Below are 24,021 nucleotides of genomic sequence, written 5' to 3' on the forward strand. Positions count from 1 at the left end.
CCGGGAACCGCCTCATCCCCGGGAACCGCCTCATCCCCGGGAACCGCCTCATCCCCGGGAACCGCCTCATCCCCGGGAACCGCCTCACCTCCGGGAACCACCTCATCCCCGGGAACCGCCTCATCCTCAGGAACCGCCCCACCCCCGGAAACTGCCCCGTCTCAGGAAGCCGCCCCACCCCCGGATGTCGCCCCGTCCCCCAGCACCTCCGAAAGCCCCTCCTCCTGGGACGACGGTCTGATCGCCCGCCGTGCGAAAGGCGGCTCCGACGCGAAGTACGCCGGCGGGCGCCGTCCCGCGTCCGAGTCGGGCGCGGCGGCGGAGTCCCGTGGCGGTGGGCGGCTTGAGTGGCGCGAATGGGCCGAGTCGCGGGAGTGGGACGAGCGGGATCAGTGGCTCGCGCAGGACGAGTGGCTGGACGACGACGAGTGGCGCAGGCAGCGGGACTGGCAGGAGTGGGAGGACGAGGGGGAGAGCGAGCTCGAAGCCGTGCTGTCCGTACTGAAGGAGCCCGGGGAACCTGTGCAGGAGCCGCGGGGCAGACGGGATCGCCTGTCGGAGATGCAGGGGTACGGGCCCTCGCCCATCAGGCAGCGGCGGTCCCCGGCGGAGCGGCTGCGGCCGCGGCTGGACGCCCTGCGTGAGCTGATCGGGCTGTCCCGGACGCGGCTGGACGGGGCCACGCTGGCCGAGGCGGGGCGGGTGCTGGATGCGGCGGACGAGCGGTACCAGCTGTCCGGTGAGCACACCGTCGTCGCGGTCGCCGGCGCGACCGGAAGCGGCAAGTCGTCGCTGTTCAACGCGCTTGTGGGTGCGGACCGGTCGGACGTGGGCGCCCGTCGGCCGACGACCGCGGAACCGGTGGCCTGTGTGTGGTCCGGCGGCTGGCCGGGCGCGGAAGCGCTCCTGGACAGGCTCGGGGTGTCGGCGCGCCGCCGGTACGCGCCGGCGCCCGGCGCCCCCGTACTGCCCGGCCTTGTCCTCCTGGACCTGCCCGATCACGACTCGGCAGTCGTAGGGCACCGCGAGCAGGTCGACCGGATGCTGGAACTGGTGGACGCGGTGATCTGGGTCGTCGACCCGGAGAAGTACGCGGACGCGGTGCTGCACGAAAGGTATCTGCGGCCGCTGGCGGGCCATGCCGAGGTCACGTTCGTCGTGCTCAACCAGGTGGACCGGCTGCCGGGGGACGCCGCCGTACAGGTGGTGGACGACCTGCGGCGGCTGCTGGACGAGGACGGGCTGGCCCTCGGGGAGCACGGCGAACCGGGCGCGGCCGTACTGGCGCTGTCGGCGGCCACGGGGGAGGGCGTCGGGGAACTGAGGGAGATGTTGCGGCAGTTCGTGGCGGAGCGGGGCGCCGCGGACCGGCGGCTGACCGCGGACGTCGACGCGGCGGCGGGCCGGCTGTGGCCCGCGTACGTGGCGGACGGGCGGTACGGACTGACGGAACCGGCCCGGGAGGAGTTCGAGGACTGGCTCGCCGAGGCGGTCGGCGCCGGAGCGATGGGGCGCGCGGCGGAGCGCGACTGGCTGCGGCACGCGGAGCGGGCGTGCGGCACGCCCTGGCAGCGGCTACGGCTGCGCAGACGGGCGGGGGCGCGTGGCCGGGCCGGACGGCCGGGCAGCGGGCGTACGGGCCTGGGGCGTACGAGTCCTGGTCGTACGAGTCCTGGCCGTACGGGGGCGTCGCGGCTGTGGCACCGGGACGCCTGTGCGGAGGTGGACGCCCGCACCGGCGTCGACACCGATGCGGGCGGGGGCGGGGCGCGTGCAACGGTGAGCGGCTGGGTTCCGGTGGACGGGCGGGCGACGGCGCGGCCGCTGGTGGAGCAGGCCGTACGGACCGTGGCGGGTGAGGCGTCGGAGGGGCTGCCCGGACCTTGGGCGCAGGCGGTGCGCGAGGCGGCGGCCCGGGGTGCCGAGGGGCTGCCGGAGGCGCTGGACCGGGCGGCGGCGGTCTCGGAGGGAGCCCTCCGGGCCGGGCCGCAGGTACGGCCGCGGTGGTGGTCGGTGGCCGCAGTGGTGCAGGGGATGCTGGCGTTGTTGCACGTCACCGGGGTGTTGTGGCTGCTGGCCGTGGCGGTGGGCGCGGCCGAGGCGGGCGAGTGGCTGTCCGCGCTGCTGGTGACGGCCGTCGGGATGGTGGGCGGCCCGGCGCTGTCGTGGGCGTGCGGCGTGGCGGGGCGCGGTCCGGCCCGCCGGTACGGCCAGGAGGCGGAGCGCCGGCTGCGTACGGCGGCGGCGGTCTGCGGACGTGCCGCGGTGCTGGAACCGGTCGCCGCCGAGCTGTTCCGCTACCGGGAGGTACGGGAGCAGTACGCGGTGGCGGCGGGGTTGTGAGCGTGGGCGTGGCGGTGCGTCGGGATGTGATGCTCGGCCGGGATGTGATGCTCGGCCGGGGTGTGATGCTCGGCCGGGGTGTGATGCTCGGCCGGGGTGTGATGCTCGGCCAGGATGTGATGCTCGGCCAGGGTGTGATTTTCGATCGGGGGTGAGCCCGGCCGGGGGGCCGGCAGGAGGGCCTCAGCGGGCAGGAGCGCCTCGGCGGGGGCGAGCCCTGGCGGGGGGAGCCTCGGCGGGGCGCGTGCGAGCCCCGGCAGGAGGGCCTCGGCGGGCTGCGAGCCCCGGCAAGGCAGCTTCGGCGGAGTGCGAGCCCCGGCGGGGCAGCGCCGGCGGAGTGTGAGCCTCGGCCGGGCGTGAGTCCCGTCCGGGTGACGCAGTTGTCCACAACCCGGTGGTTACGCACAGGCTCCGGCGGGCTCCGGCGAATCCGTGCAGCATGGGTTCCACGCGAGCAGGCCCGGGACCGGGCCGGAGGCGGAGGGCCCGCCGGGGGCCCGCGACGGGGGAGTTGAGGATGATGTACGACACGATGGTGACGCTGGTGGGGAACGCCGCGACGGCGGTGGAGCACCGGCAGACCACGGCGGGCATTTCGATGGCGCGGTTCCGCCTGGCGACATCCGCACGGCGCTGGGACAAGGAGCGCGGCTGCTGGGTCGACGGGGACCCGAGCTTCTACACGGTCCGCGCGTGGCGGGCGCTCGCGGACAACGTCGCGGCGTCGGTCTCACGCGGTGAACCACTCGTCGTACACGGCCGCATGCGGGTGTGGGACCGGGAACTGCCCGAGGACAAGGGCGGACAGCGGCGGGTGTCGGTCGAGGTCGATGCGGTGGCGGTCGGACACGACCTGACGCGCGGCACCTCCGCGTTCCGCCGGGCCAACCGGCCGCGTATGGAGGCGATGGTGCCGTCCGCCGAAGCCTGGGCGCCCGACGCTCGGACAGCGGTGCCACCGGTTGCATCGTCTCCGCACGGAGCGGCACCGCATGTGCCGCCGGGGGATCGCGCACTGGCCGAACCCGAATGGGCGTCCCCGGATCCGCCGGACGGTGCGGTCCCCGGAGCGGCGGCGACCGGCAACACGGCCGAACCGATGGCCGAACCGATGGCCGGGGCGAAGCCCGGAGCCACGGGCGGCAGCGGCCCGCCTCAGGGCACGGCCGCCGAATTGGGCGACAAGTCGGCGCCAGGCGTGGACGACTGCCGTGCACCGGACCCAATCACCGCGTCAGAGACCGCTGTTGCCGGGGCCTGACAATGCGTAATCGGAGCGCCACCGGGAGCCGTCGCTTTACCACTTCCGGTGCCGTCCCGGCCACCTCGGTGTGCGATACGCCTGAGAAGGCGTCAGTGCCCGGAAAGTCCCGGAGATTTGTCGATAATGCCAGGTCAAGGGGGGTGCAGTCGGTAACGATTGTGATTCGGATCGCTTATGGGACGGTATTCCGGGGGACCCTGTTACGCCCGCTCTCTAGGATCCGTCGGGTACTCACGAGTACTCACGGGGGCTGATGTATTCGGCTTTTGAGTTCCTTGGGTTCATTCCGGCGAGGCCTCTCCCCAATCGATCCCGCCTCGCCCAGAGGGGAAATTCATGATTTCAGTGAAGAGGCGGGGCGCAGCCCGCCTTGCCGCCGCGGTCCTGGCGTCGGGCCTGGTCGCGGCGGGTGCGATAGCGACCGCGGGTCCGGCTGCCGCGGACGATGCGACGCCCGCTCACGGGGGCGCCAGCGCGACGCTGGACGGTCTGAAGACCTACGGCCAGGCGGTGCTCCACGCCAACGGCCACGACCAGCAGATCGGCGCCGGGCTCTTCGAGATGAAGGTCGACAACGGCGGCACCCTCCAGACGTACTGCATCGACATCAGCACGCCGACGCAGCAGATGGCGAAGTACCAGGAGGTGCCCTGGAGCGCGTCCTCGCTGCACGACAACAAGGACGCCGGCAAGATCCGCTGGATCCTGCAGAACTCGTACCCCCAGGTGAACGACCTGGCCTCGCTTGCCAAGAAGGCCGGTGCGCCGAGCCTGAGCGAGAAGACCGCTGCTGCCGGTACGCAGGTCGCGATCTGGCGCTTCTCCGACCACGTGAAGGTCGACGCGCTCGACCCCGCGGCCGAGAAGCTCGCCGACTACCTGGAGAAGAGCGCGCAGAGCCTCAGCGAGCCCGAGGCCTCGCTGAAGCTGGACCCGCCGGCCGTCTCCGGCAAGTCCGGCAGCAAGCTGGGCCCGGTCACCGTGCACACCAACGCCGGCAGCGTGACCGTCTCCCCGGGTGCCGGTGCCCCCGCCGGTGTGAAGGTGGTCGGCGCGGACGGCAAGCCCGTCACCAAGGCGTCCAACGGCACCCAGCTCTTCTTCGACGTGCCGGCCGGTGCCAAGGACGGCGCCATGTCGCTGACCGCCCAGGCCGCCACGAAGGTGTCGGTCGGCCGGGCCTTCACCGGCAGCGTCGGCCGCGTCAAGAGCCAGACCATGATCCTGGCCGGCTCCAGCGAGTCCACCGCGACCGCGACCGCCACCGCCTCCTGGAAGAAGCAGGGCGCGGCCCCGGCCGTGACCGCGGAGAAGAACTGCGCCAAGGGCGGCGTGGACGTCACGGCCAGCAACAAGGGTGACGCGCCGTTCCGCTTCCAGCTCTCCGGCAAGGAGCACGTGATCGCGCCGGGCAAGTCCGAGACGATCACCGTCCCGGTCGGCGAGGACCAGGCGTACGAGATCACGGTCAAGGGCGAGGGCGGCTTCACGAAGACCTTCACCGGGGTCCTCGACTGCAAGACCGCCGGTACCACCCCCGGTAAGCCCTCGTCGCAGCCCAGCCCGGCCACGGCCGGCGGCAGCAGCGCCGGCACCAGCGGCACCACCGGCGGCGGCGACCTGGCCGAGACCGGCTCCAGCAGCGCCACCCCGGTGATCGCGGGCGTCGCGGTCGCGCTGGTCGTGGTCGGCGGCGGCGCGGTCTTCTTCCTCCGTAAGAAGAAGGCGGGCGTCACCCAGTAATCACGGCGCGTACGTCATCCGGCCGCCGAGGTGCGGTAGCAACCCGGTGGCCGGACCGGCGTGGCCCGGATGATCAGCAGAACACGCACCGCCCTCCGTGGCCGAGCCGAAACCGCTCCTCGGCCACGGAGGGCGGTCGTCGTTTCCCGGCCCCGGCCCCGGCCCGGCTCCGGGCCCTTCTTCCGATCATGGGACCCCGGACCTCGCCCCCGGTCCCACCCCGACGATCCCGCCCCGTGAGGTACTCGTTTCCATCGTGGGCTGGCCGTACGGCAAGATGGGGTGTATCTGCCCTCGCGCGGCGGAGCCGCTCATCGGCCCACGCGGCGGAGCCGCATTGACCATGACAGATCCAGACTGCCGGACGGTTTCTCTTGGCTGAGTACATCTACACGATGCGCAAGACGCGCAAGGCGCACGGCGACAAGGTCATCCTTGACGACGTGACGCTGAGCTTCCTGCCTGGCGCGAAGATCGGTGTCGTGGGGCCCAACGGCGCCGGCAAGTCGACGGTGCTGAAGATCATGGCCGGTCTTGAGCAGCCGTCGAACGGCGACGCGTTCCTGACCCCGGGCTTCACCGTCGGGATGCTCCTCCAGGAGCCGCCGCTGGACGAGTCCAAGACGGTCCTGGAAAACGTCCAGGACGGCGCCCGCGAGATCATGGACAAGCTCAAGCGCTTCAACGAGGTCGCCGAGCTGATGGCGACCGACTACTCCGACGCGCTGATGGAGGAGATGGGCAAGCTCCAGGAGGACCTGGACCACGCCAACGCCTGGGACCTGGACACCCAGCTGGAGCAGGCCATGGACGCGCTGGGCTGCCCGCCCGGCGACTGGCCGGTCACCAACCTCTCCGGTGGTGAGCGCCGCCGCGTCGCGCTGTGCAAGCTGCTGCTGGAGGCCCCCGACCTGCTGCTCCTCGACGAGCCCACCAACCACCTGGACGCCGAGTCCGTGCAGTGGCTGGAGCAGCACCTCGCCCAGTACGCCGGCACCGTCGTCGCCGTCACCCACGACCGGTACTTCCTCGACAACGTGGCCGAGTGGATCCTGGAGCTGGACCGCGGCCGCGCGATCGCCTACGAGGGCAACTACTCCACGTACCTGGACAAGAAGGCCGCCCGCCTGAAGGTCGAGGGCCAGAAGGACGCCAAGCGTGCGAAGCGTCTGAAGGAAGAGCTGGAGTGGGTCCGCTCCAACGCCAAGGGCCGCCAGGCCAAGTCCAAGTCCCGTCTGTCCCGTTACGAGGAGATGGCGGCCGAGGCGGAGAAGACCCGGAAGCTGGACTTCGAGGAGATCCAGATTCCGCCGGGCCCGCGTCTGGGCAACGTCGTCGTCGAGGTCGAGCACCTGAACAAGGCGTTCGGCGACAAGGTCCTCATCGACGACCTGTCGTTCACCCTCCCGCGCAACGGCATCGTCGGCGTCATCGGCCCGAACGGCGCCGGCAAGACCACGCTGTTCAAGATGATCCAGGGCCTGGAGGAGCCGGACTCCGGCCAGATCAAGGTCGGCGAGACGGTCAAGGTCTCCTACGTCGACCAGAACCGCTCCAACATCGACCCCAAGAAGACCCTCTGGGCCGTGGTGTCGGACGAGCTGGACTACATCAACGTCGGCCAGGTCGAGATGCCGTCCCGCGCCTACGTCTCGGCGTTCGGCTTCAAGGGCCCGGACCAGCAGAAGCCGGCCGGCGTGCTGTCCGGCGGTGAGCGCAACCGCCTGAACCTGGCGCTGACCCTCAAGCAGGGCGGCAACCTGCTGCTCCTCGACGAGCCGACCAACGACCTGGACGTCGAGACCCTGTCCTCGCTGGAGAACGCGCTGCTGGAGTTCCCCGGCTGCGCCGTGGTCGTCTCCCACGACCGCTGGTTCCTGGACCGCGTCGCCACGCACATCCTGGCGTACGAGGGCGACTCCAAGTGGTTCTGGTTCGAGGGCAACTTCGAGTCGTACGAGAAGAACAAGGTCGAGCGCCTGGGCCCGGACGCGGCCCGTCCGCACCGCGCCACGTACAAGAAGCTCACCCGGGGCTGAGCCGCGTGCGACACCTCTACTCCTGCCCGCTGCGCTGGTCGGACATGGACGCGTTCGGCCATGTCAACAACGCGGTGTTCGTCCGCTACCTCGAAGAGGCGCGGATCGACTTCATGTGGCGGCTGGCGCCGGGCGAGGGCAGCACGTCCTTCTCGGGCGGGTCCGTGGTGGCCCGCCACGAGATCGACTACGTACGGCCGCTGGTGCACCGGCACGCGCCGGTGACCGTCGAGTCGTGGGTGACGAAGATCGGCGCCGCGTCGATGACGATCGCGTACGAGATCAAGGACGAGGAGACGGTGTACGTCCGCGCCTCGACCGTCGTCGTCCCGTACGACTTCGCCCAGCAGCGGCCCCGCCGCATCACCGCGGAGGAGAAGGCGTTCCTCCGGGAGTACCTGGACGACGGCGCCGGGGACGACGCGAAGCAGCAGGAGGGGGCCGTCGCCGCATGACGGCGCTGCGCCTGGCCGATGCCGGGGAGGCGGCGGACCTCGCCGCCTTCCTGGCCCGGCTGATCCACTACGACCGCGCCGCCGCGGTGCGGTTGCAGGCCGGGGACGGCGTGCTCGCGGTGTTCGGCCGCCCGCCGTCCTTCGAGGTGCTGGCGATCCGTACGGCCCGGCTGGCACCGGCCGCGCCCGGGACCCTGCCCGAGACCGCGCCCGGATCCGTTTCCGGGGCGCTGCCTGGGCCCGCGTCCGAGACCGCTCCCGGGGCGCTGCCCGGTTCCGCGTCCGAGACCGCTCCCGGGGCGCTGCCCGGGCCCACGCCCGAGACCGCCCCCGGTGCCGGTCTCGATCTCACCGTTTCCGCCGGTGACCTGCTCGAAGGCATTGACGAGTCGACGGACAGCCTGGCGCTGCCCGCTCCCGTCACCGGCCCGCCGTGGACCGGCGTCCTGCCGCCGCGCGGCGGCTGGCAGCAGGTGCCGGGACTGCCGTCGCCGCAGGCGCTCGGCCGGACCGTGGCGCTGGCCGTCGCCGAGTTCCGCGCCCGGGACGAGGCGCTGCCGCCGGAGCGCCGTACGCGCGCCGAGCGCGACCGCATCGGGCGCGAGATCTGGTCCCGTACGCTGGGCGACACCCACCTGCCGCTGCGCGCCGCGCACGCCGCCCAGTCCCTGGGTTTCCTGCGTCCCGTACGGGCCGAGGCGCAGGCGGCCGGTCACGGGCCCGCGGGCACCGGACACGCCGCCTGGGCCGCGCTGGCCGAGCCGCCGACGCTGACCCTGCTGGCCGCGGGCGGCTGGCTGCGGCTGCGGACGCCGTACGGATCGGTCGCGGTCCGTACGGGCGGGATGTCGGCGTTGCCGGTCATGCCGGCCTAGGAAGGCGGGCAGTCGCCTCGGACGCGCGTCAGGGCCGGTACGAAGATCTCCGTACCGGCCCTGACGCACGTCCGAGCTCAACGGCGGCACCGTCGGCCGTAGCGACCGGCGAACGCTCGGTCGGCATCGACCGGCGAATCCTCGGTCGGCATCGACCGGCGAATCCTCGGTCGGCATCGGCCGGCGAACGCTCAGTCAGCCGTGTTGATCATCGAAGCCGCCGCATACGTCAGGTAGTTCCACAGCTGCGTTTCGTGCTCGGGGGACAGCTCAAGGGAATCCACCGCGTCCCGCATGTGCTTGAGCCAGGCGTCATGGGCGGCACGGTCGACCTTGAAGGGCACGTGCCGCATGCGCAGGCGCGGGTGGCCGCGGTTGTCGCTGTACGTTCGGGGTCCGCCCCAGTACTGCATGAGGAAGAGCGCGAGCCGCTCCTCGGCCGGTCCCAGATCCTCTTCCGGGTACATCGGCCGCAGCAGCGGGTCCTCGGCCACCCCCTGGTAGAAACGGTGCACCAGGCGGCGGAAGGTCGGCTCGCCGCCGACCTGCTCGTAGAAGGTCTGTTCCTGAAGCGTGCCGCGCGGAATCTTGTTCACCCGTCCATGGTGTCAGACGACTCGGCGGTGCCGGCCGGCTCGGCCGAGGACCTGCGACGTAGGACAGTGGAGACATGAGCGGTGCAGAGTCCGGTCCACGGCCGGGCCGCGAACCGGCGGCCGCGGCGCGCGCCGAGCTGGTCCGGCAGCTCAGGGAGGGCGGTCACCTCGCGGACCCGCGGTGGCGCGCGGCCTTCGAGGAGGTGCCACGGCACCTGTTCGTGCCGTACTTCTTCGTGGCCACGGCCCGCGGCTACCAGCGGCTGTCCGGCTCCGACGACGACCCGGAGCGGCGGGCGCGCTGGCTGGCGGGCGTCTACGCGGACATGGCGCTGGCGACGTGCATGCGGGACGGCGAGCTGGTGTCCTCCAGCAGCCAGCCGTCGCTGATGGCCATGATGCTGGAGGACCTCCGGGTCGAGGAGCGGGAGGGCGCCGACAGCGGCTGCCGCGTCCTGGAGATCGGTACGGGCACCGGTTACAACGCGGCCCTGATGGCGCACCGGCTGGGCGCGGACCGCGTGACCACCGTCGACCTGGACGAGGAGATCACCGGCCCGGCGCGGGACCGGCTGGCCGCGGCGGGGTACCGGCCCGCCGTGGTGACCGGCGACGGCGCCCTCGGCCGGCCGGAGCGGGCACCGTACGACCGGATCATCGCCACCTGCGCGCTGCCGTCCGTCCCCACGGCGTGGATCGAACAGTGCACGGCCGGTGCGCTCATCCTGGCTCCCCTCGCCACCGGGCTGATCGCGCTCCGGGTGTCGGAGCCCGAAGCCGTACGGGCGGAGGGCCGCTTCCTGGCCACGCCCGCGTACTTCGTACCGCTACGTGCTCCCATCCGTACCCACAGCCACGATCACGGCAACGGCAATGGCAACGGCAACGGAAATGGGAATGGCAACGGCAATGGCAACGGCCATAGTCATGGCTACAGTCATGGCCGTACGGACTCCGCCCCCGTCGGCGGGAGGCGCCGGGCCCCGCGCGACGTTCTGCCGCGCGACGTGCTGCGTGACGACCGGTTCCACTTCCTGTGGTCGCTGGCCGCCGGCAGCCTCACCCTGGACGAGATCCTCGGTCTGTGGCGGCGCGAAGGGCATCCGCACCGTGAGCGCTTCGGCGTCACGGTCGACGGGGCCGAGCAGTACGCCTGGCTCGATGCGCCGGGCGGGCCCCATCGCTGGCCGCTGGGCGGAGGGTGACCCCGTACGCGGCGTGCGCCCGCCGGACATCGGAAAGCGCCGGCCGCGGCGTGGGTGCCGGGGCCGGCGCTCTCCTTTTCCTTTTCCGTTTCCGCTACTACGCGCGGCGGACGGTCAGGGTGGTCCAGGCGCCTACGTGGATGCGGTCGCCCTCGTGGAGCGGGGTGGGGACGTAGGGCTGGATGGGGTCCTCGGCGAGGTTGACGGTGGTGCCGTTGGTGGAGTTCTGGTCGACCACCGCCCAGCTGCCGTCCGGCTGCTGGACCAGGAGGGCGTGCTGGTGCGAGACGCCCGGGTCCTCCGGGGGACGGCCCAGGTCGATGTCCGGGGACTCGCCCGTGCTGTGCCGGCGGCGGCCGATGGTGATCTGGCCGCCGGCGAGCGGGACCTGCTGCTCGGGGGAGTACGCGGGCAGGTTGAGGCCCGCCGCCTCCGGGCCGCTGCGGCCCATCATGGCCATGAAGTACTCGCGGTCCGGTGCGATCGCCACGACCCAGCCGTCACCGACGACGGGCGGCGGCCCGGGAGGCGCGGCCGGGCCGGGAGCAGGAGCGTTCCACTGGTGCTCGGGCTGCGGCTGCGGCTGCTGCTGCGGGCCCGGTTGCTGCGGCGGCTGGCCGAACGGGCCGGGCTGCTGCTGCTCGAACGGAGCCTGCGACGGAGCCTGTTGCGCGGACTGCTGGGGCTCGAAGGGAGCCTGCGGCGGTTGTTGCTGTGATTCGAAGGGGCCCTGCGGCTGCTGCTGGGCAGGCTGCTGGGGTTCGTACGGGCCGGGCTGCTGCGGCGGGGTCGGCGGGCCCTGCTGCGGCGGCGGGAAGCCGTAACCGCCCTGCGGGCCCTGACTGGCCTGCCCGCCCTGGCTGTGCTCCGGGCCGCCCTGCGGACCCGGCTGCGCGGGCGACGGAGGTGCGGACTGCGAGCTGGGTGGCGGCAGCGGCCAGTCGTCGTCGGCCGCCCGGGGCGGGAGCGTCGGGCCGCGCTGTCCCGTGGGCGCGCCGGGCTGCTGGCCCGGCGGCTGCTGCCCGGGTGGCGGCGTGGGGTGGCCGGGCCGGCCGGCCGGTCCCTGCTGGCCTCCCTGCGGAGGCATGCCGAACTGACCCGACTGCTCGGGAGCGAGCGGTTCGGCGGGACGGTTGATCTGCGACGGACGCGAGCCCTGGTACTCGTACTGCTGCGGCGGGGTCGGCGGGCCCTGCTGCGGCGGCGGGAAGCCGTAACCGCCCTGCGGGCCCGGGCCGCCCTGCGGGCCGGGGGGCGGCGGGGCGTACGAGGTCGCCGAGTGCGTCAGGAAGTTGTAACGGCACTCCTCGCAGAACGGAGCCATGGCCTCACGCGGCGTACGGCACTGCGGGCACAGCTCCGGCTGGCCTGGCTGGCCCTGCGGACCTGGCCTGCCATGCGGGCCCGGCTGACCCGGCTGACCCGGCTGGCCCTGCGGGTTCGGAGGCGGGGGCGGGCCCGGCTGGGCGGACTGGTCCGGGCCGGGACCCTGAGAGGGAGGCGGCGGGACGCTCGGGCCGGAGGCCGGGGGCGGGAAACCGTAGCCACCCTGTCCGCTCTGCCCACCCTGTCCGCCCTGGCTGCTGGGACCGCCCTGGCTGCTGCCGGGACCGCCCTGGCCCATCGGTCCCTGCGCTCCCGGACCTTGGCCTACGGGCCCACCCTGCGGCGCGGGCGGCGGAGGGCCCTGAGATGCGGGACCCTGGGACGTCGGTCCCTGGGATGCCGGTCCCTGAGGGGTTGGGGCCGGAGGCGCTGCGTTCTGCGGGACCGGGGCCGGGGCCGGTGCCGAGGGCTGGCCGGGGCCGGGGAAACCCTGTCCACCCTGAGAGCCCCCGGGGAAACCCTGGCCCCCTTGGGAGCCGCCGGGGAAGCCTTGCCCGCCCTGGGAGTCACCGGGGCCTCCGGGGCCTCCGGAACCTCCGGTCTGAGGGCCAGGACCGACCTGCGAGCCCGAGCCGCCCTGCGCACCCGGACCGCCCTGCGCCGGGCCGCTCTGCGCACCCGGACCGCCCTGCGGAGCGGGTGGCGGTGTCGGCTGGCCGGCCGGTGGCGTGTTGAGGAATCCGGCGGGCAGGGAGGGCGGCGGGGGAACAGCGCCCGCCATCCGGTGGCCGCACACCTCGCACCAGTCTTCGGCCACCGACTGGTGGCCGTTCGGGCAGGTCGGCATGTCGGATCTTCCCCCTCAGTACCGATTGTGTTCGGTAGTACGTCTAGGTTGTTATTTCTTGACGCGAACTGTCTTGGTCGAGCGCGTTTCGAGCGTCATCTCGTCCGCCTCCGTGACCTTCGCCTTCAGTCGCACAGTACCGGTCGCCGCATCGACGACGTCCACCACCTTCGCAAGCAGTTTCGCAGTGTCCTCGTTCCCGGAGGCGCTCGCCAGTTGTACGGCTCGTCCCAGCTTGGCCGTGGCGCCGTCCGCATCGCCCGACTTGCGGGCATCCAGCCCCTGCTGAATGACCTGTGCCAGTTCGGCTTGCCCCGTGTAATGGGCGACCTGGGGGTTAATCGTGGTCGAAGCGGCCATATCGTCCGTCCAGACCGCCCGTACGAGGCCCTGCGCCAGCGTCTGCGAGGTGGCGCCGCCGGACTCGGGGAGGACCAGGGAAACTCGCGCGGCCAGCATCTCCTGGCCCACCTCGGCGGCCGGAACCCGTACGCAGATGTGGTAGTCGCGGGACTCGTCGCCCCAGGAACCTGTCGGATAGTCGCCGGTCCGCGGGCCGGAATCGGTACGGCGGCCGGTCAAGTCCGCCACGGACGGTGCCACTTGTTTGACGAAGGCGACCTCCGCGCCCTGCGGTGTCCACAGCCGCAGGGTGACGTCGGCCACCTCCTTGCCCATCGCCGCCTCCATCATTCGTGTGAAGTCGGCGGCCAGCCCGGACGGGTCGGCGACGATGTCGGCCGTGCCGAGCAGGGCCGAGGCGATGCCGGTGACCTCCTTGACCTCCCAGTCCGTACCGACACCACGGGCATCGCACGTGAACCGCCCGGCACAGGCGTCGAGGGTGGCGCGCAGGTCCTGGGGCGACTCGTGCTCGTTGCGGCCGTCGGTGAGCAGGATGCCGTGCCGGATGCCGACGTCCGCGTCGGTCAGCAGCCGGTCGGTCAGCCGTAGCCAGGTGCCGATGGCGGTGCCGCCCCCGGCGCTCAGTTTGCGCAGCGCTTCCTTGGCCTGCGCGCGGGTGGTCGGGTCCGCGGTGGCGAGCCGGCCGCCGCCCGGGTAGACCTCGGCGGCCTGGTGCGTGCCGGCGACCACGGCGAAGGCGACTCCGTCCCGTACGGCCTCGATCGCGGCGGCGGTCGCGTCGCGCGCGTTGCGCATCTTGGTGGGCGGGTAGTCCATCGAACCGGAGCAGTCCACCATGATCACGACGCCCGCGTGCCGGACGGCGCCCGGGTTCCCGTGGCCGTGCGCGGCGCCGAGGCCGCCCGCGTCCGTACCGGCGGCGAAGAGCGGCAGGCCGCCGCTGGTGCCGCCGCCGGTGGCGGTGACGGTGACGATGGCGTTCACCTCGCGCCCGCCCTCGGGCAGATACTCGTTCTGATAGACCTCTGCGGAGAACCGCGGCACGCTGGACTTGGCGAAATTGGCCATCTGTTCCGCTCCTTCGGTCCGTCGCGCGGCTCCGTCACGGAAGCCGCACGGCGGTGACGAGACACATGGTCGGGCGGAAGTCCCCGTGGTCATCCCCCCGTTGGCGCCGTACACGTGATGGGTCTGTGTGGTGCGGTTCACCGGGACGCCGAGCGCCGGCGCGCCGGGCCGCCGGCCCGCATGCCGGTCGGCTCACGGGAACCGGCCTGTTCGGTTCGGTTCGCCCGGCTCGGTCCGGCTCTGATCGGTCCGGCCCGGTTCGGTCCGGCTCTGATCGGTCCGGTCCGGCCCGGCTCGGTGCTGTCGCGGTGCGGTGCGGTGCTGGGCTGTAGCGGTGCGGTTGCGGTCGCTGTTACGGATCATCTGGTCGCGGCCGGAAGCTCCCCGGCTTCCGGCCGCCGGTGCCGCCGCGCGGGCGGCGGCACGTCCGGGCAGGCGGCGCTCAGGCCGATCCTGCCCCTCCCGGTGGCGCCGGGAACGGCACCACCGCCACTGTTACGTTGTCGTGGCCGCCCCCCGCGAGCGCATGGGCGACCAGGGTCCGCGCACTGTGCAGCGGCCGGTCGTGGGCGTCGGCCGGCAGTACCGCGGCGAGCTGTTCCGCGGCCTCGGCGTAGTTCCACAGTCCGTCCGTGCACACCACCACTACACCCGGTCCGTCGGGCTTGAAAGAGGCCGTGTGCGGCTCCAGTTCGTACGCGTCCGCGCCCAGCCAGCCCGTGATCGCGTGCGCGCGGTCGTCCGCGTACGCCTCGGCCTCCGACATCAGGTTGTTGGCGACCATCTGCGCCGCCCACGAGTCGTCCTCGGTGAGGCGTACGGGGGAGGCGCTGCGGTCGTCGGGGACCCAGTACGCGCGGCTGTCGCCGACCCAGCCGATGACGAGCAGCCCGCCGCCGACCACCGCGCCGACGAACGTGCAGGCGGGCGCGTTCTGCTGGCGGTACGGGTCGTGCTGCTGGGGCTGGTGGGGCGCGGCGGCCAGGGCGTTGACGGCCTTGGCGGCGGCGATGATCGCGTCGTGCATGGCCCGCTGCGGGTGCGTACCGCCGGGCAGGGCGGCCAGCAGCGACCGGGCCGCGGTCCCGGACGCGGCGGCGGACGCGTCGTCGGGCCGGGACGCGGAGGAGACGCCGTCACAGACGACCGCGAGCACCGCGGGCGAACCGTCCGGCAGGGCGCCTTCGGCGATCGCGAAGAAGTCCTCGTTGCGGTGGTGGCGGTGGCCCCGGTCGCTGACCGCCGCCACGCCCGGCAGTTCCCGCTCCATGTGGTCGCGCTCGCGGGGCTGCGCGTGGCCGCAGTTCTCGCAGTAACCGTCCTGGGCGACCGTCCCCGCGTGGCACAACGCGCAGATTCGGGTGCCTTGCGCGGGGGTCTGGTGTTCGGGGGAGGAACCCGGCCCGGCCGGTTGTGCCGTTTGCGATGGTTGGTCAGGCTGCGTCGGCTGCGCCGGTTCTCCTGACGCACCGGGCGTACGGTCGCCCGAAGGGCCGTGCCCTGACTCGGCCCCGGCCCCGGCCTCAGCTCGGGCTCCGTAACCGACGATCCGGGGATCCGGCGCGCCGCCGTGCGGGCCCGGCGCGGGACCGGACGACGGCGGAACGCTCGCCTCCGCGTGCGGCGCCCGCGACTGCGCGTCCGCCTGCGGTCCGCCGGGCGCGTAACCGGGCGGAGGCGGCGGTACGGGGGCGTGCCGGCCGGGCGTCGCGCTGTTCGGGTGGGTGGCGCCGGGCGCGTACGGGGTGTTGCCGTCATGCCCGGATTGGGCGCCGCCGTATGCCGTGGGGGGCTGCGTACCGTACGCGGGAGTCCGGGCGTCGTACGCAGGAGTCCGGGCGCCGTACGCGGGCGTCTGCGTACCGTATGCGGCGGCGTGCGCGTACGGCGGGGCCGGGCTCGGTGCGGGAGCGGCCACCGGCTCAGGGGGTGGGACGGAGCCTGGGGCCGGAACCGAGCCGGGAGCCGAACGGGGTCCGGGAGCCGAACGGGGTCCGGGAGCCGAGCCGGGACCGGGAGCCGAGCCGGGACCAGCAGCTGAACCGGCACCGGGAGCCGGAACCGAGCCAGCGGCCGAGCCGACACCGGGAGCCGGAACCGGACCGGATGCCGGAACCGGACCCGATGCCGGAACCGAACCGGGTGCCTGTACTGAACCAGCCACCGCCTCCGGCGCCCCACCCGCCCCCGGCATCAAAAACCCCGCGGGCAGCGTCACCGCCCCCGTCGACCCCGCCGCTCCCGCCGACCCCACCGCTCCCGCCGGTCCCGCCGACCCCGCCACATGTCCCGCAGCGTCGCCCAGCGGAACCGTAGGACGGTCACCGGAACCGTCCGGTCCGGCGGGGGCCACGACGTCGGCGCCGCAGAACCCGCAGTAGTTGTCCCCCGGTTCGAGCGGCTCGTCGCAGCTCGCACACCGGAACGGCCCTGTCACACCCATGTCACACCCACGTCCTGGGGCGGAAGCGGTTGGCCCGTTCCACCAGCTCGATCCTTTCCTCGCCGCGCTGCGCCAGCCGTGCGAGCAGTCTGAACGACCGCTCCAGGCCGAAGCGCAGGCCGCGTTCGTCCAGTGCGCTGCCGAGCAGACCGGGCCGGGCGGCGGTGCCGCCGGAACCGGGGTCCTGGCCCCCGGACGGCAATGTACGCCCCCGCTGCTCGGCACCGCGGCTACCGGAGAGTACCCAGTCGAGCGCGCAGCCCAGCACCTCGGTCGTCAGCCGCTCGCGGCGCTCCGCGTCCAGCCCGGACTCCGCCAGCCGCTCGACCTCACCGGCCGCCGCCCGCAGGTCTTCCAGGAGCGGGTCCAGCGGGGAGCGTTGCCGCAGCCGGGCCCGGATCGCCGCGATGCGCGCGGCAGTGTAGTGAATGGAGGATTCCGGTACGGATTCGAGGGCGGCCACCGCGCCGGCCCGGTCGCCGTCCGCGAGCCGCACCCGGGCCAGCCCGAACGCCGCGCTCACATAACTGTGGTCGGCCGTCCACACCAGCCGGTAGTACTCCGCCGCGTTGTCGAGCTGGCCCAGCACCTCGGCGCAGATGCCGAGCGCCAGCTTCGGCGCGGACTCGCCGGGGAACGCGTCGTACATCGCGTCGAACGACAGCGCCGCCGTCTCACGGTCGTCGTTCGTCAGCGCCACCAGCCCGCGGTACCAGACCACCCGCCAGTCCGCCGCCCAGTCCCGGTCCGGCTCCGCCTCGATGGCGCGCAGTTCGCGCAGGGCCGCCTCGCCGTCGCCCATCTCCAACTGGGCGCGCAGTTTGCGCAGCCGCGTCTCCAGGGTGTCTGCGGGGGCCGCGCGCAGCGCGCTGATCAGCTCCGCGGGGGCGGCGGCCAGCAGCCCGGCCAGGAAGCCCGCGTTCGGGTCGGCCGGATCGACGCGCGGTACGGGCAGGGCGAGCACGGCGAGCCCGATGTCGAGCGGTCGCAGGGTGGGTGCGCCGCGCGTTCCGCCGGTCTCCGGCCGAGGGCCGGTCGCCGATGTGACCTCGTACGCGACCTGGGCGGGAACGGCGGGCTGGGTGCCACGGCCCGCCGGAGCCGCGACCGGCCCGCCGACACCGCCCGGAGCACCGGAGGACCGCGTACCGCCGGCACCTCTGCCGCCTGTACCCGTACCGCCTGTACCCGTACCGCCCGTGCCGCCCGTACCACCGACGCCACCCGGTGCACCGATCCCGGTGGCCGGGCCGACCACCGCCTTACCCGTGCGCCGGCCCAGGAACCCGGCCCAGCCCCTGCGCCCCGTACGGCCATTGGCGCCGGCTCGTGCTCCCAGCAGGGGCCGGGCTCCCAGCAAGGACCGGGCTCCCAGCAGGGGCCGGGCTCCCAGCAGGGAGGTGTCCCCTTCCGCCCGCGCCACCACATCCGTGTCCACGACGCGCAGCTCCGGCCCGAAGAGGGTGGACAGCGAGGGCCGCTGCTCGCCCGTCTGGAGCGCCACGACCTCCCGCAGCACCCCCGTCAGCTGCTCCGCCATCTCCTCCGCCGAGGAGAAGCGCCGCGCCGGGTCGGGGTCGGTGGCCCGTACCAGGAGGCGGTAGAAGGACTCATACGTACGGAAGACCTCGATATGGTCCGGGTCGGGCAGCGAGTCGACGAAAACATTCGTATAGCCCTGGAAGTCGAAGGTGAGCACGGCGAGGGTGCGCGCGACCGTGTAGAGGTCGGAGGCGACGGACGGGCCCGACTCGGCGACCTCGGGCGCCTGGTAGCCGATCGTGCCGTAGATCGCGCTCTCGTGGTCGTCCATCCGGCGCACCGCGCCCATGTCGATCAGCTTGAGCTGGTCGTGCTGCTGGATGGCGTTGTCGACCTTGAAGTCGCAGTACAGGAGGTTGCGGCTGTGCAGGTGGCCGAGCGCCTCCAGGGCCTCGATGCCGTACGCGCACGCCTGCTCGACCGGCAGCGGGTCGCGGCGCCCGTGCGGTGTGCGCCGTTCGTTGGCGATGTCCTTGAGGGACTTGCCGCCGACGTACTCCATGACGATGTAGCCGTCCAGGCTGCCGGTCGTACGGTCCAGGTGCTCGACGAAGTTGTAGATGCGGACGATGTTGGAGTGCTCGATCTCGGCGAGGAAGCGGCGCTCGGACGCGGCCGCCGCCAGCGCCTCCTCGTCGCCGGTGTCCAGCAGGCCCTTGAGCACCACCCAGCGGTCGGAGACCGCGCGGTCGATGGCCAGGTAGATCCAGCCCAGACCGCCGTGCGCCAGACAGCCGACGACCTCGTAACTGCCGTGCACCACGTCGCCGGGGCGCAGCTTGGGCACGAAGCTGTACGGGTGGCCGCACTTGGTGCAGAAACCTTCCGTACGGCCGGGCCGGTCGCCGCGCGCCCGCCCCACCGGGGCGCCGCAGTCGCTGCGGCTGCAGAACCGCTTGCGCTCCGGGACCTCCGGATTCTTCAGGACGGCCGTACGCGGATCGGGCCGCGGCACCTCCGGCACCGTCACCAGCCCGGCGCCCAGCCGCCCGCGCGCCGGTCCGGAGCTGCTGCCACGGCCGACGCTGCGCACGGACACCGACATGGAGCGCGTCGCGGTGCCCGGCAGGGAGCGGGAGAGCCGGCCGGAGACGGAGCGCCGCGAGGTCGCGGAACGGGCGGAGGCCGCGGAGGTCCGGCCCTCACCGGAACCGGATACCGGGCCGGATCCGGATCCCGGGCCGGATCCGGATCCCTCGCCGGAACCGTATCCGGCAGCGGAACCGGAAGCCTGCCCTCCCGAACCCCCCGACCCGCCCGAGCCCCCCGAACCCCCTGAACCTCCCGGCCCACCAGACCCGCCCGAACCCCCACCCCCTGCTCCACCCCGGCCCCTCCGCCCCGCCGTGACCCCCGTAGGCGGTGACCCCACCATCCCGTCCGGTGACACGACCGGGGCCAGCCCGCAGGTGTCGCAGTACAGTTCGCCGGCGCCCACGTCCTCGTACGTGCCGGGGCAGTCGCGCCGCTGGCACGGGGCGCCGCCGGTGTGCTCCTCGGTCATGATCCCCCCTGAGGTCCGTCCGCCGGTCCGGAATCCGGTCCCGGCGGCAGCAGCGCCTCGGCCACCGCCTGCTGGTAGCGCAGCACCGCGTGCTCGGCCGCCCGCAGGTCGCACGGCGCACTCCACAGCATCCGCCGCGCGACGTCGTACCGCTCGGTCAGCAGCGGGTCCTCGGCCAGGCCGTGCCGCGCGGCCTTGGCCTTGTACGCGTCCAGGCGCCCGCGCAGTTCGGCCCGTACGGCCAGCGGCGCCGTGACCGCCGTCAGCGACTCGCGGGCGCGGTGCAGTTCGTCCTCGGCGCGCTGTTCCAGGCTGTCGAGCAGGGGCGAGAGGCGGTGCCACTGGGCGTGCCGGCGGTACTCGGCGGCGGTGGCCAACTGCTCGTGCAGCGCGGTGGGCGGGCCGCTGACGGCGGGCACCTCGGACGCGGCGATCTTCGCGAGCACCTCGCCGCGCGCCTGCCGCGCCTCGGTGAGCGTACGGTCCGCGCGGGACAGCACGTCGCGCAGCTGCATCAGCCGCCGCTCGGCGTCCTGCCGTACGTCCAGCACGGCCTCGATCTCCCGCCGGGCGTCCTCCAGGGCGCGCGCCGCGCGGTCGTAGCGGGCGGTGTCCGGGCGGCCGCCGCCGGGCGCGGCGCTGCGGTCGGCGTCCGGGACCCAGAAGGCCAGCGGGTCGGACACCACCTGGGCGCGCAGCTGGGTCAGTTCGTACGTGATCCGCTCCAGGTCGTCGCCGGCCGGGTGCTCACCGGGGCGTACGCCGACCGACCGGGCCAGGGACAGCGTGCGCCGCAGTTCGGCGGCGAGCAGGTCTATCCGGGCGGGCAGCGCGGACCACACGGCGTCGGCGGAGACGATGACGTTCAGCGCCTCCGCGTACAGCGCGTTCATCCGCCCGACCAGTTCCTCCAGGCTGAACTGTTCGCTCAGCCGCGCGGGGCCGGCGAACTGCCCGGCTCCGGCGGTGCCGACGGTGGCCGCGCCGGAGACCGTGACGCGGGCGCCACGGAGGAGTTCGGTCAGTTCGGCCAGGTCGTCGGGGGACGGCCAGCGGCGGCGGGCGCGCAGCTCGCGGGCGGTGGTGAGCGCTGCCGTGTACGCGTCGAAGTGCGCCCACAGGACGGTGATGGACTGTTCGGTGGCGGCCCATCGGTCCTTGGTGACGCCGGTCAGTTCGGCGCCTTCCAGGAGGCGGCGGCCCGCGTGGTCCTGTAGGGCGAGCAGCGAGGTCTCGATCGCCTCGTGCTCGGCACCGAGCCGGCCCAGGGCGCGGTCCACCTCCTCCCGGTCCATCACCGGGGCTTGGGGCTTCCCCGGCGAGCCGGGGAAGGATCCGGGGACCCCCATCGATCACCTCTCCAAGTGCGTGTGGTGCGCGGCGGTCGTCACGTCCGTCGCGGCTGGTCGTACGGCGGTACGGCGGTACGGCTGCGTTGGTGGTTGCGGTGGCGGTTGCGGTGGTGTCTGCGGTGGCGGTTGGGGGCGTGGCGCCCGCGGCCCTGCGGCGCTGCCGCCTCCGTCGGTGTCGCCTGTCCTCCTGCGTCCTTCCCGGCGCTCCGCTGCTCCCCCTTCTCCCCCCTCTCCGCTCCCTTCCTCCCTCCTCCCCGCTCCCTTCCTCCCTCCTCCCCTTCTCCGCGCCTGCGGGCCCTTCTCCGCGCCTGCGGGTTCCCTCCATGGTGACTCCACCGGCGGGCGAACGCCGGTTCTACTCCGGCCCGGCACCGGCCCGGCTCCGGCCCGGCACCGGCCCGGCTCCGGCCCGGCACCGGCCCGGCTCCGGCCCGGCACCGGCCTGGCACCGGCCCGACGCGGGTCCCACGCTGGCCCCGCGTCGGCCCCACGCAGGTCTCCGGCTGGCCCCGCGTCGGCCCCACGCAGGTCCCATGCGGGTCCGGCTCCGGCCCGACGCCGGACGACGGCAGGACGCCCGGCCCCCGCACGGATCAGTCGCTGTACTGGGGCTCGGGCGCCTTGGATATGCCGGGGAGGTCCGCCTGGAGCCACTTCCGGTAGGCGGCCATCCACCGGCTCTCGCCGCCGCCCCGGCGGTAGTCCTCCAGCACCTGGTTGACCCGCCGCACCAGGTCGGTGTCGTCGCGGTTGACCGCGACGCCGTACGGCTCGTCGGTGAACGGCTTCCCCTTCAGCTGCACCGTCGGGTCCTGTGCGGCCTGCGCGGCGGCCAGCGCGTTGTCCGTGACCACGGCATCGGCCTCGCCGAGCTGGAGCCGTACCAGGCAGTCGAGCTGGTTCGGCACGGTCACGACCCGGGCGCCGTGCCGGTCCTCGGCCAGCCGGGACTCGCCCGTGGAACCGGTCGCCGTACAGACCCGCTTGCCCTTCAGCGAGTCGTCGAAGCCCGTGATCGCCGAATACTTGGGCGCCAGCACCTGCTGGCCGCCCTGGAAGTACGCGGTCGAGAAGGCGACCTGCCGCTTGCGGGCGCAGTTGATCGTCATGGTCCGCACGACCAGGTCGACGGTGCGCTTCTGGAGGGCGGGGATGCGCTGGCTGGTGGGGATCGCCCGGAAGGTGATCTTCGGGTTCGGGCCGAGGATGTCCTCGGCTATCGCCCGGGCCAGATCGATGTCGAAGCCCTCCAGATCACCGGTGGCCGGGTTGCGGTAGCCCCAGCGGTACGTGTTCTGGTCGACGCCGACGACCAGCCGCCCCCGTGCCTTGATCTCCTCCACCGCCCGGCCGGCCTCCGGGGAGGGCCGCAGGCTCGCGGCGGCGTTGGCGGGCGTGCAGTCCGCCGCCGCGGCATCGGCGCGGGCGCCGTGTGTCCCGTACGGCGCGGGGCGGGGCGCCGGGCCGCCACCGCTCAGGACGGGGACGAGGACCGCGGCCGTCGCCGCCATCACGCACACCCCGGCCGCCACCGGGGCCAGCGCGGCCCGCAGGTTCCGCAATCCCCTCGCGCGCATCGTCATGTCCGCATCACCAGGCCGCCCCATCACCGGTACTCCGAAAGCCTGCGCCCGATGCCCAGCACCGCGCCCGTCGCGCCCAGGAGGGCCAGCACCACGGCGCCCGTGACAAGGCCCGTCAGCGCCCCGCGCCCGTCGTCGGCCGCCTGCCTGAGCTGCCGCTGTTCGTGGTCCAGCGCCCTGGCCAGCTGGGTGTCCACCCGGTCGAAGGACTGCCCGGTCGCGCCGTCGCCGCCGATCACCTTGGCCAGTGCCCGGTCGTAGTCGCCCTGGTCGTCGGCGGTGCGGGCCTCGGCATGCCGCGCCTGCCACTGCCGTACGGTCTCGACCGCTTCCTGTACGGGGCGGCGGCCCGCTTCGTCGTCGGCGAGCGCGAGGGCCGAGCCCAGCTTGCTGTCCGCCGCGGCGCCGCTCCGGCCGTCGCCCGCCAGGTCCTTCATGCCGGTGCGGTAGCCGACCTCGTAGAAGTCCTGCTGGTCCTTGGTGACCACGGCGCCGCGCGCGACCAGGGTCAGGTTCTCGTCGCCGCGGGCCTGGAGGGCGTCGATGCGCGCCTCGTTGAGGACGCTGAGCGAACGGGCGCCGTCCTCGTACGACGTGTTCAGGCCCGCGCGGGCCACGGAGTGGCCGGCCGCCAGCCACAGCAGGACGACGGCGGACGCGGTCGTGGCCGCCAGCAGGCCGCGGTTGAACACCCGGTTCGTACGACGGTAGTTGCGCCGCTGGGCCCAGACGAGGGCGCCGAGCGCCACCACGCCGGTGGAGAGCGCCAGCCAGGGCCACGCCTTCGCGGAGTCGTAGTCCTCACTGAGGCGCGCCGTCTCAGCCACGTACAACTCGCGCGCAGCCGGGAGGAGTTCTCCGCGCATCTGGGCGTTGGCGTAGCGCAGGTAGGCGCCGCCGAGGGGGAGGCCCTGGCGGTTGTTGGTGCGGGCCGTCTCGATCAGGCCCGTGTACCGGGGGAGGAGGCTGTTGAGCTTTCCGATCTGGCGGGCCGCGGCGTCCGAACCACTCGTGTTGGACGATGCCTTGGCCAGCAGTCGGGCGGCCATGGCGATGTCGGCCTCGTACCGGTCGCGGGTGGCCTGGGTCTCCTTGCCGCCCGCCAGGAAGCCGCTCGCGGCGGTGGTGTCGGCGTCGGCGAGGGAGCGGTAGATGTCCGCGGCGTCCGCGCTCAGCGGCTGGCTGCGCTCCACCACGTCGTGCGCGGCGGCGGACCGGTCGGTGACCTGCCAGGCCGTCGCGGCGCCGAACGCCACGACCAGGAAGGCCAGTACGGCCCCGATGATGCGCAGCCGGCCGGGCTCGGTCGTGGCGGCGGCCCGCAACTGGTCCACGCCGTCGGCCCACGCCGTACGCCGCCGGGCGGCACCCGCACTCGCGCCCGCCCCCGCCCCTGTACCCGTACCCGAAGAGAGGCTGGAATTTGCCGCGGACCCGGACCCCGCGAACGTGCCCGAACCGGTGGAGGAG

Annotated in this window: 16 protein-coding genes; 8 read left to right on the top strand and 8 right to left on the bottom strand. The window is 73.5% G+C overall.

The features are described from left to right. Positions 1–240: 240 nt before the first annotated feature. From CP973_RS07575 to CP973_RS07605, 7 genes are all read left to right on the top strand, one after another. Positions 241–2,343 carry a YfjP family GTPase gene (locus CP973_RS07575; protein WP_425281993.1) on the top strand — a complete coding sequence of 701 codons (2,103 nt, stop codon included), beginning with the start codon at positions 241–243 and terminating at the stop codon, positions 2,341–2,343. Between the two features lie 2 nt (positions 2,344–2,345). Beyond that, positions 2,346–2,498 carry a hypothetical protein gene (locus tag CP973_RS07580; RefSeq protein ID WP_150238716.1) on the top strand — a complete coding sequence of 51 codons (153 nt, stop codon included), beginning with the start codon at positions 2,346–2,348 and terminating at the stop codon, positions 2,496–2,498. A gap of 362 nt (positions 2,499–2,860) precedes the next feature. Then, positions 2,861–3,604, top strand: coding sequence for a single-stranded DNA-binding protein (locus tag CP973_RS41565; protein WP_341874798.1), 744 nt, complete (start codon positions 2,861–2,863; stop codon positions 3,602–3,604). A gap of 339 nt (positions 3,605–3,943) precedes the next feature. After that, positions 3,944–5,350 (top strand): LAETG motif-containing sortase-dependent surface protein, encoded by a 1,407-nt coding sequence (locus tag CP973_RS07590; protein WP_150238718.1) that lies wholly within the window; start codon positions 3,944–3,946, stop codon positions 5,348–5,350. Positions 5,351–5,724: 374 nt separating this feature from the next. Further along, positions 5,725–7,389 carry an energy-dependent translational throttle protein EttA gene (gene ettA / locus CP973_RS07595; protein ID WP_150238720.1) on the top strand — a complete coding sequence of 555 codons (1,665 nt, stop codon included), beginning with the start codon at positions 5,725–5,727 and terminating at the stop codon, positions 7,387–7,389. 5 nt (positions 7,390–7,394) lie between these two features. Beyond that, a complete protein-coding gene (locus tag CP973_RS07600) occupies positions 7,395–7,844 on the top strand; it encodes an acyl-CoA thioesterase (RefSeq protein WP_341874799.1) in 450 nt (149 codons plus the stop codon). Further along, on the top strand, positions 7,841–8,719 hold the full coding sequence (locus CP973_RS07605) for a DUF8010 domain-containing protein (protein WP_150238722.1): 879 nt from the start codon (positions 7,841–7,843) through the stop codon (positions 8,717–8,719). Before CP973_RS07600 ends, CP973_RS07605 begins: the two co-directional genes overlap by 4 nt. 191 nt (positions 8,720–8,910) lie before the next feature. Here the strand turns inward: CP973_RS07605 and CP973_RS07610 are convergent, their stop codons facing one another. After that, positions 8,911–9,315, bottom strand: coding sequence for a globin (locus CP973_RS07610; RefSeq protein ID WP_150238724.1), 405 nt, complete (start codon positions 9,313–9,315; stop codon positions 8,911–8,913). Positions 9,316–9,389: 74 nt separating this feature from the next. On the opposite strand from CP973_RS07610, the gene CP973_RS07615 reads away from it, so the two are divergent. Continuing rightward, positions 9,390–10,520 (top strand): methyltransferase domain-containing protein, encoded by a 1,131-nt coding sequence (locus CP973_RS07615; RefSeq protein ID WP_150238726.1) that lies wholly within the window; start codon positions 9,390–9,392, stop codon positions 10,518–10,520. A 97-nt stretch (positions 10,521–10,617) separates the two neighbouring features. Here CP973_RS07615 and CP973_RS07620 read toward each other — a convergent pair whose 3' ends face one another. The 7 genes from CP973_RS07620 to CP973_RS07650 all read right to left on the bottom strand — a co-directional run bounded on the left by CP973_RS07620 (position 10,618) and on the right by CP973_RS07650 (position 23,885). Continuing rightward, the gene (locus CP973_RS07620; protein WP_244409317.1) at positions 10,618–11,844 is read right to left on the bottom strand and encodes an FHA domain-containing protein; all 1,227 of its coding nucleotides are present in this window, start codon (positions 11,842–11,844) and stop codon (positions 10,618–10,620) included. A gap of 900 nt (positions 11,845–12,744) precedes the next feature. Beyond that, a complete protein-coding gene (locus CP973_RS07625; RefSeq protein ID WP_150238728.1) occupies positions 12,745–14,127 on the bottom strand; it encodes a vWA domain-containing protein in 1,383 nt (460 codons plus the stop codon). Between the two features lie 442 nt (positions 14,128–14,569). Further along, positions 14,570–16,045, bottom strand: coding sequence for a PP2C family protein-serine/threonine phosphatase (locus CP973_RS07630; protein WP_244409318.1), 1,476 nt, complete (start codon positions 16,043–16,045; stop codon positions 14,570–14,572). A gap of 526 nt (positions 16,046–16,571) precedes the next feature. Continuing rightward, the gene (locus CP973_RS07635; RefSeq protein WP_244409319.1) at positions 16,572–19,616 is read right to left on the bottom strand and encodes a serine/threonine-protein kinase; all 3,045 of its coding nucleotides are present in this window, start codon (positions 19,614–19,616) and stop codon (positions 16,572–16,574) included. Continuing rightward, positions 19,613–20,965 (bottom strand): hypothetical protein, encoded by a 1,353-nt coding sequence (locus CP973_RS07640; protein WP_150238732.1) that lies wholly within the window; start codon positions 20,963–20,965, stop codon positions 19,613–19,615. Before CP973_RS07640 ends, CP973_RS07635 begins: the two co-directional genes overlap by 4 nt. A 596-nt stretch (positions 20,966–21,561) precedes the next feature. Beyond that, on the bottom strand, positions 21,562–22,551 hold the full coding sequence (locus tag CP973_RS07645; protein WP_167538284.1) for a glutamate ABC transporter substrate-binding protein: 990 nt from the start codon (positions 22,549–22,551) through the stop codon (positions 21,562–21,564). Between the two features lie 23 nt (positions 22,552–22,574). Next, complete coding sequence (locus tag CP973_RS07650; protein WP_244409320.1) at positions 22,575–23,885, bottom strand: hypothetical protein; 1,311 nt, start codon at positions 23,883–23,885, stop codon at positions 22,575–22,577. Between the last annotated feature and the right edge of the window lie 136 nt (positions 23,886–24,021).

The organism is Streptomyces albofaciens JCM 4342, from assembly GCF_008634025.1.
GTDB classification, from domain to species: domain Bacteria; phylum Actinomycetota; class Actinomycetes; order Streptomycetales; family Streptomycetaceae; genus Streptomyces; species Streptomyces albofaciens.

Bases quoted from the DNA above. Each gene is read 5' to 3' on its own strand.
- CP973_RS41565 (WP_341874798.1), top strand. From the start codon at position 2,861: ATGATGTACGACACGATGGTGACGCTGGTGGGGAACGCCGCGACGGCG.
- CP973_RS07590 (WP_150238718.1), top strand. From the start codon at position 3,944: ATGATTTCAGTGAAGAGGCGGGGCGCAGCCCGCCTTGCCGCCGCGGTC.
- CP973_RS07605 (WP_150238722.1), top strand. From the start codon at position 7,841: ATGACGGCGCTGCGCCTGGCCGATGCCGGGGAGGCGGCGGACCTCGCC.
- CP973_RS07615 (WP_150238726.1), top strand. From the start codon at position 9,390: ATGAGCGGTGCAGAGTCCGGTCCACGGCCGGGCCGCGAACCGGCGGCC.
- CP973_RS07620 (WP_244409317.1), bottom strand. From the start codon at position 11,844: ATGGCTCCGTTCTGCGAGGAGTGCCGTTACAACTTCCTGACGCACTCG.
- CP973_RS07625 (WP_150238728.1), bottom strand. From the start codon at position 14,127: ATGGCCAATTTCGCCAAGTCCAGCGTGCCGCGGTTCTCCGCAGAGGTC.
- CP973_RS07635 (WP_244409319.1), bottom strand. From the start codon at position 19,616: ATGACCGAGGAGCACACCGGCGGCGCCCCGTGCCAGCGGCGCGACTGC.
- CP973_RS07640 (WP_150238732.1), bottom strand. From the start codon at position 20,965: ATGGGGGTCCCCGGATCCTTCCCCGGCTCGCCGGGGAAGCCCCAAGCC.
- CP973_RS07645 (WP_167538284.1), bottom strand. From the start codon at position 22,551: ATGACGATGCGCGCGAGGGGATTGCGGAACCTGCGGGCCGCGCTGGCC.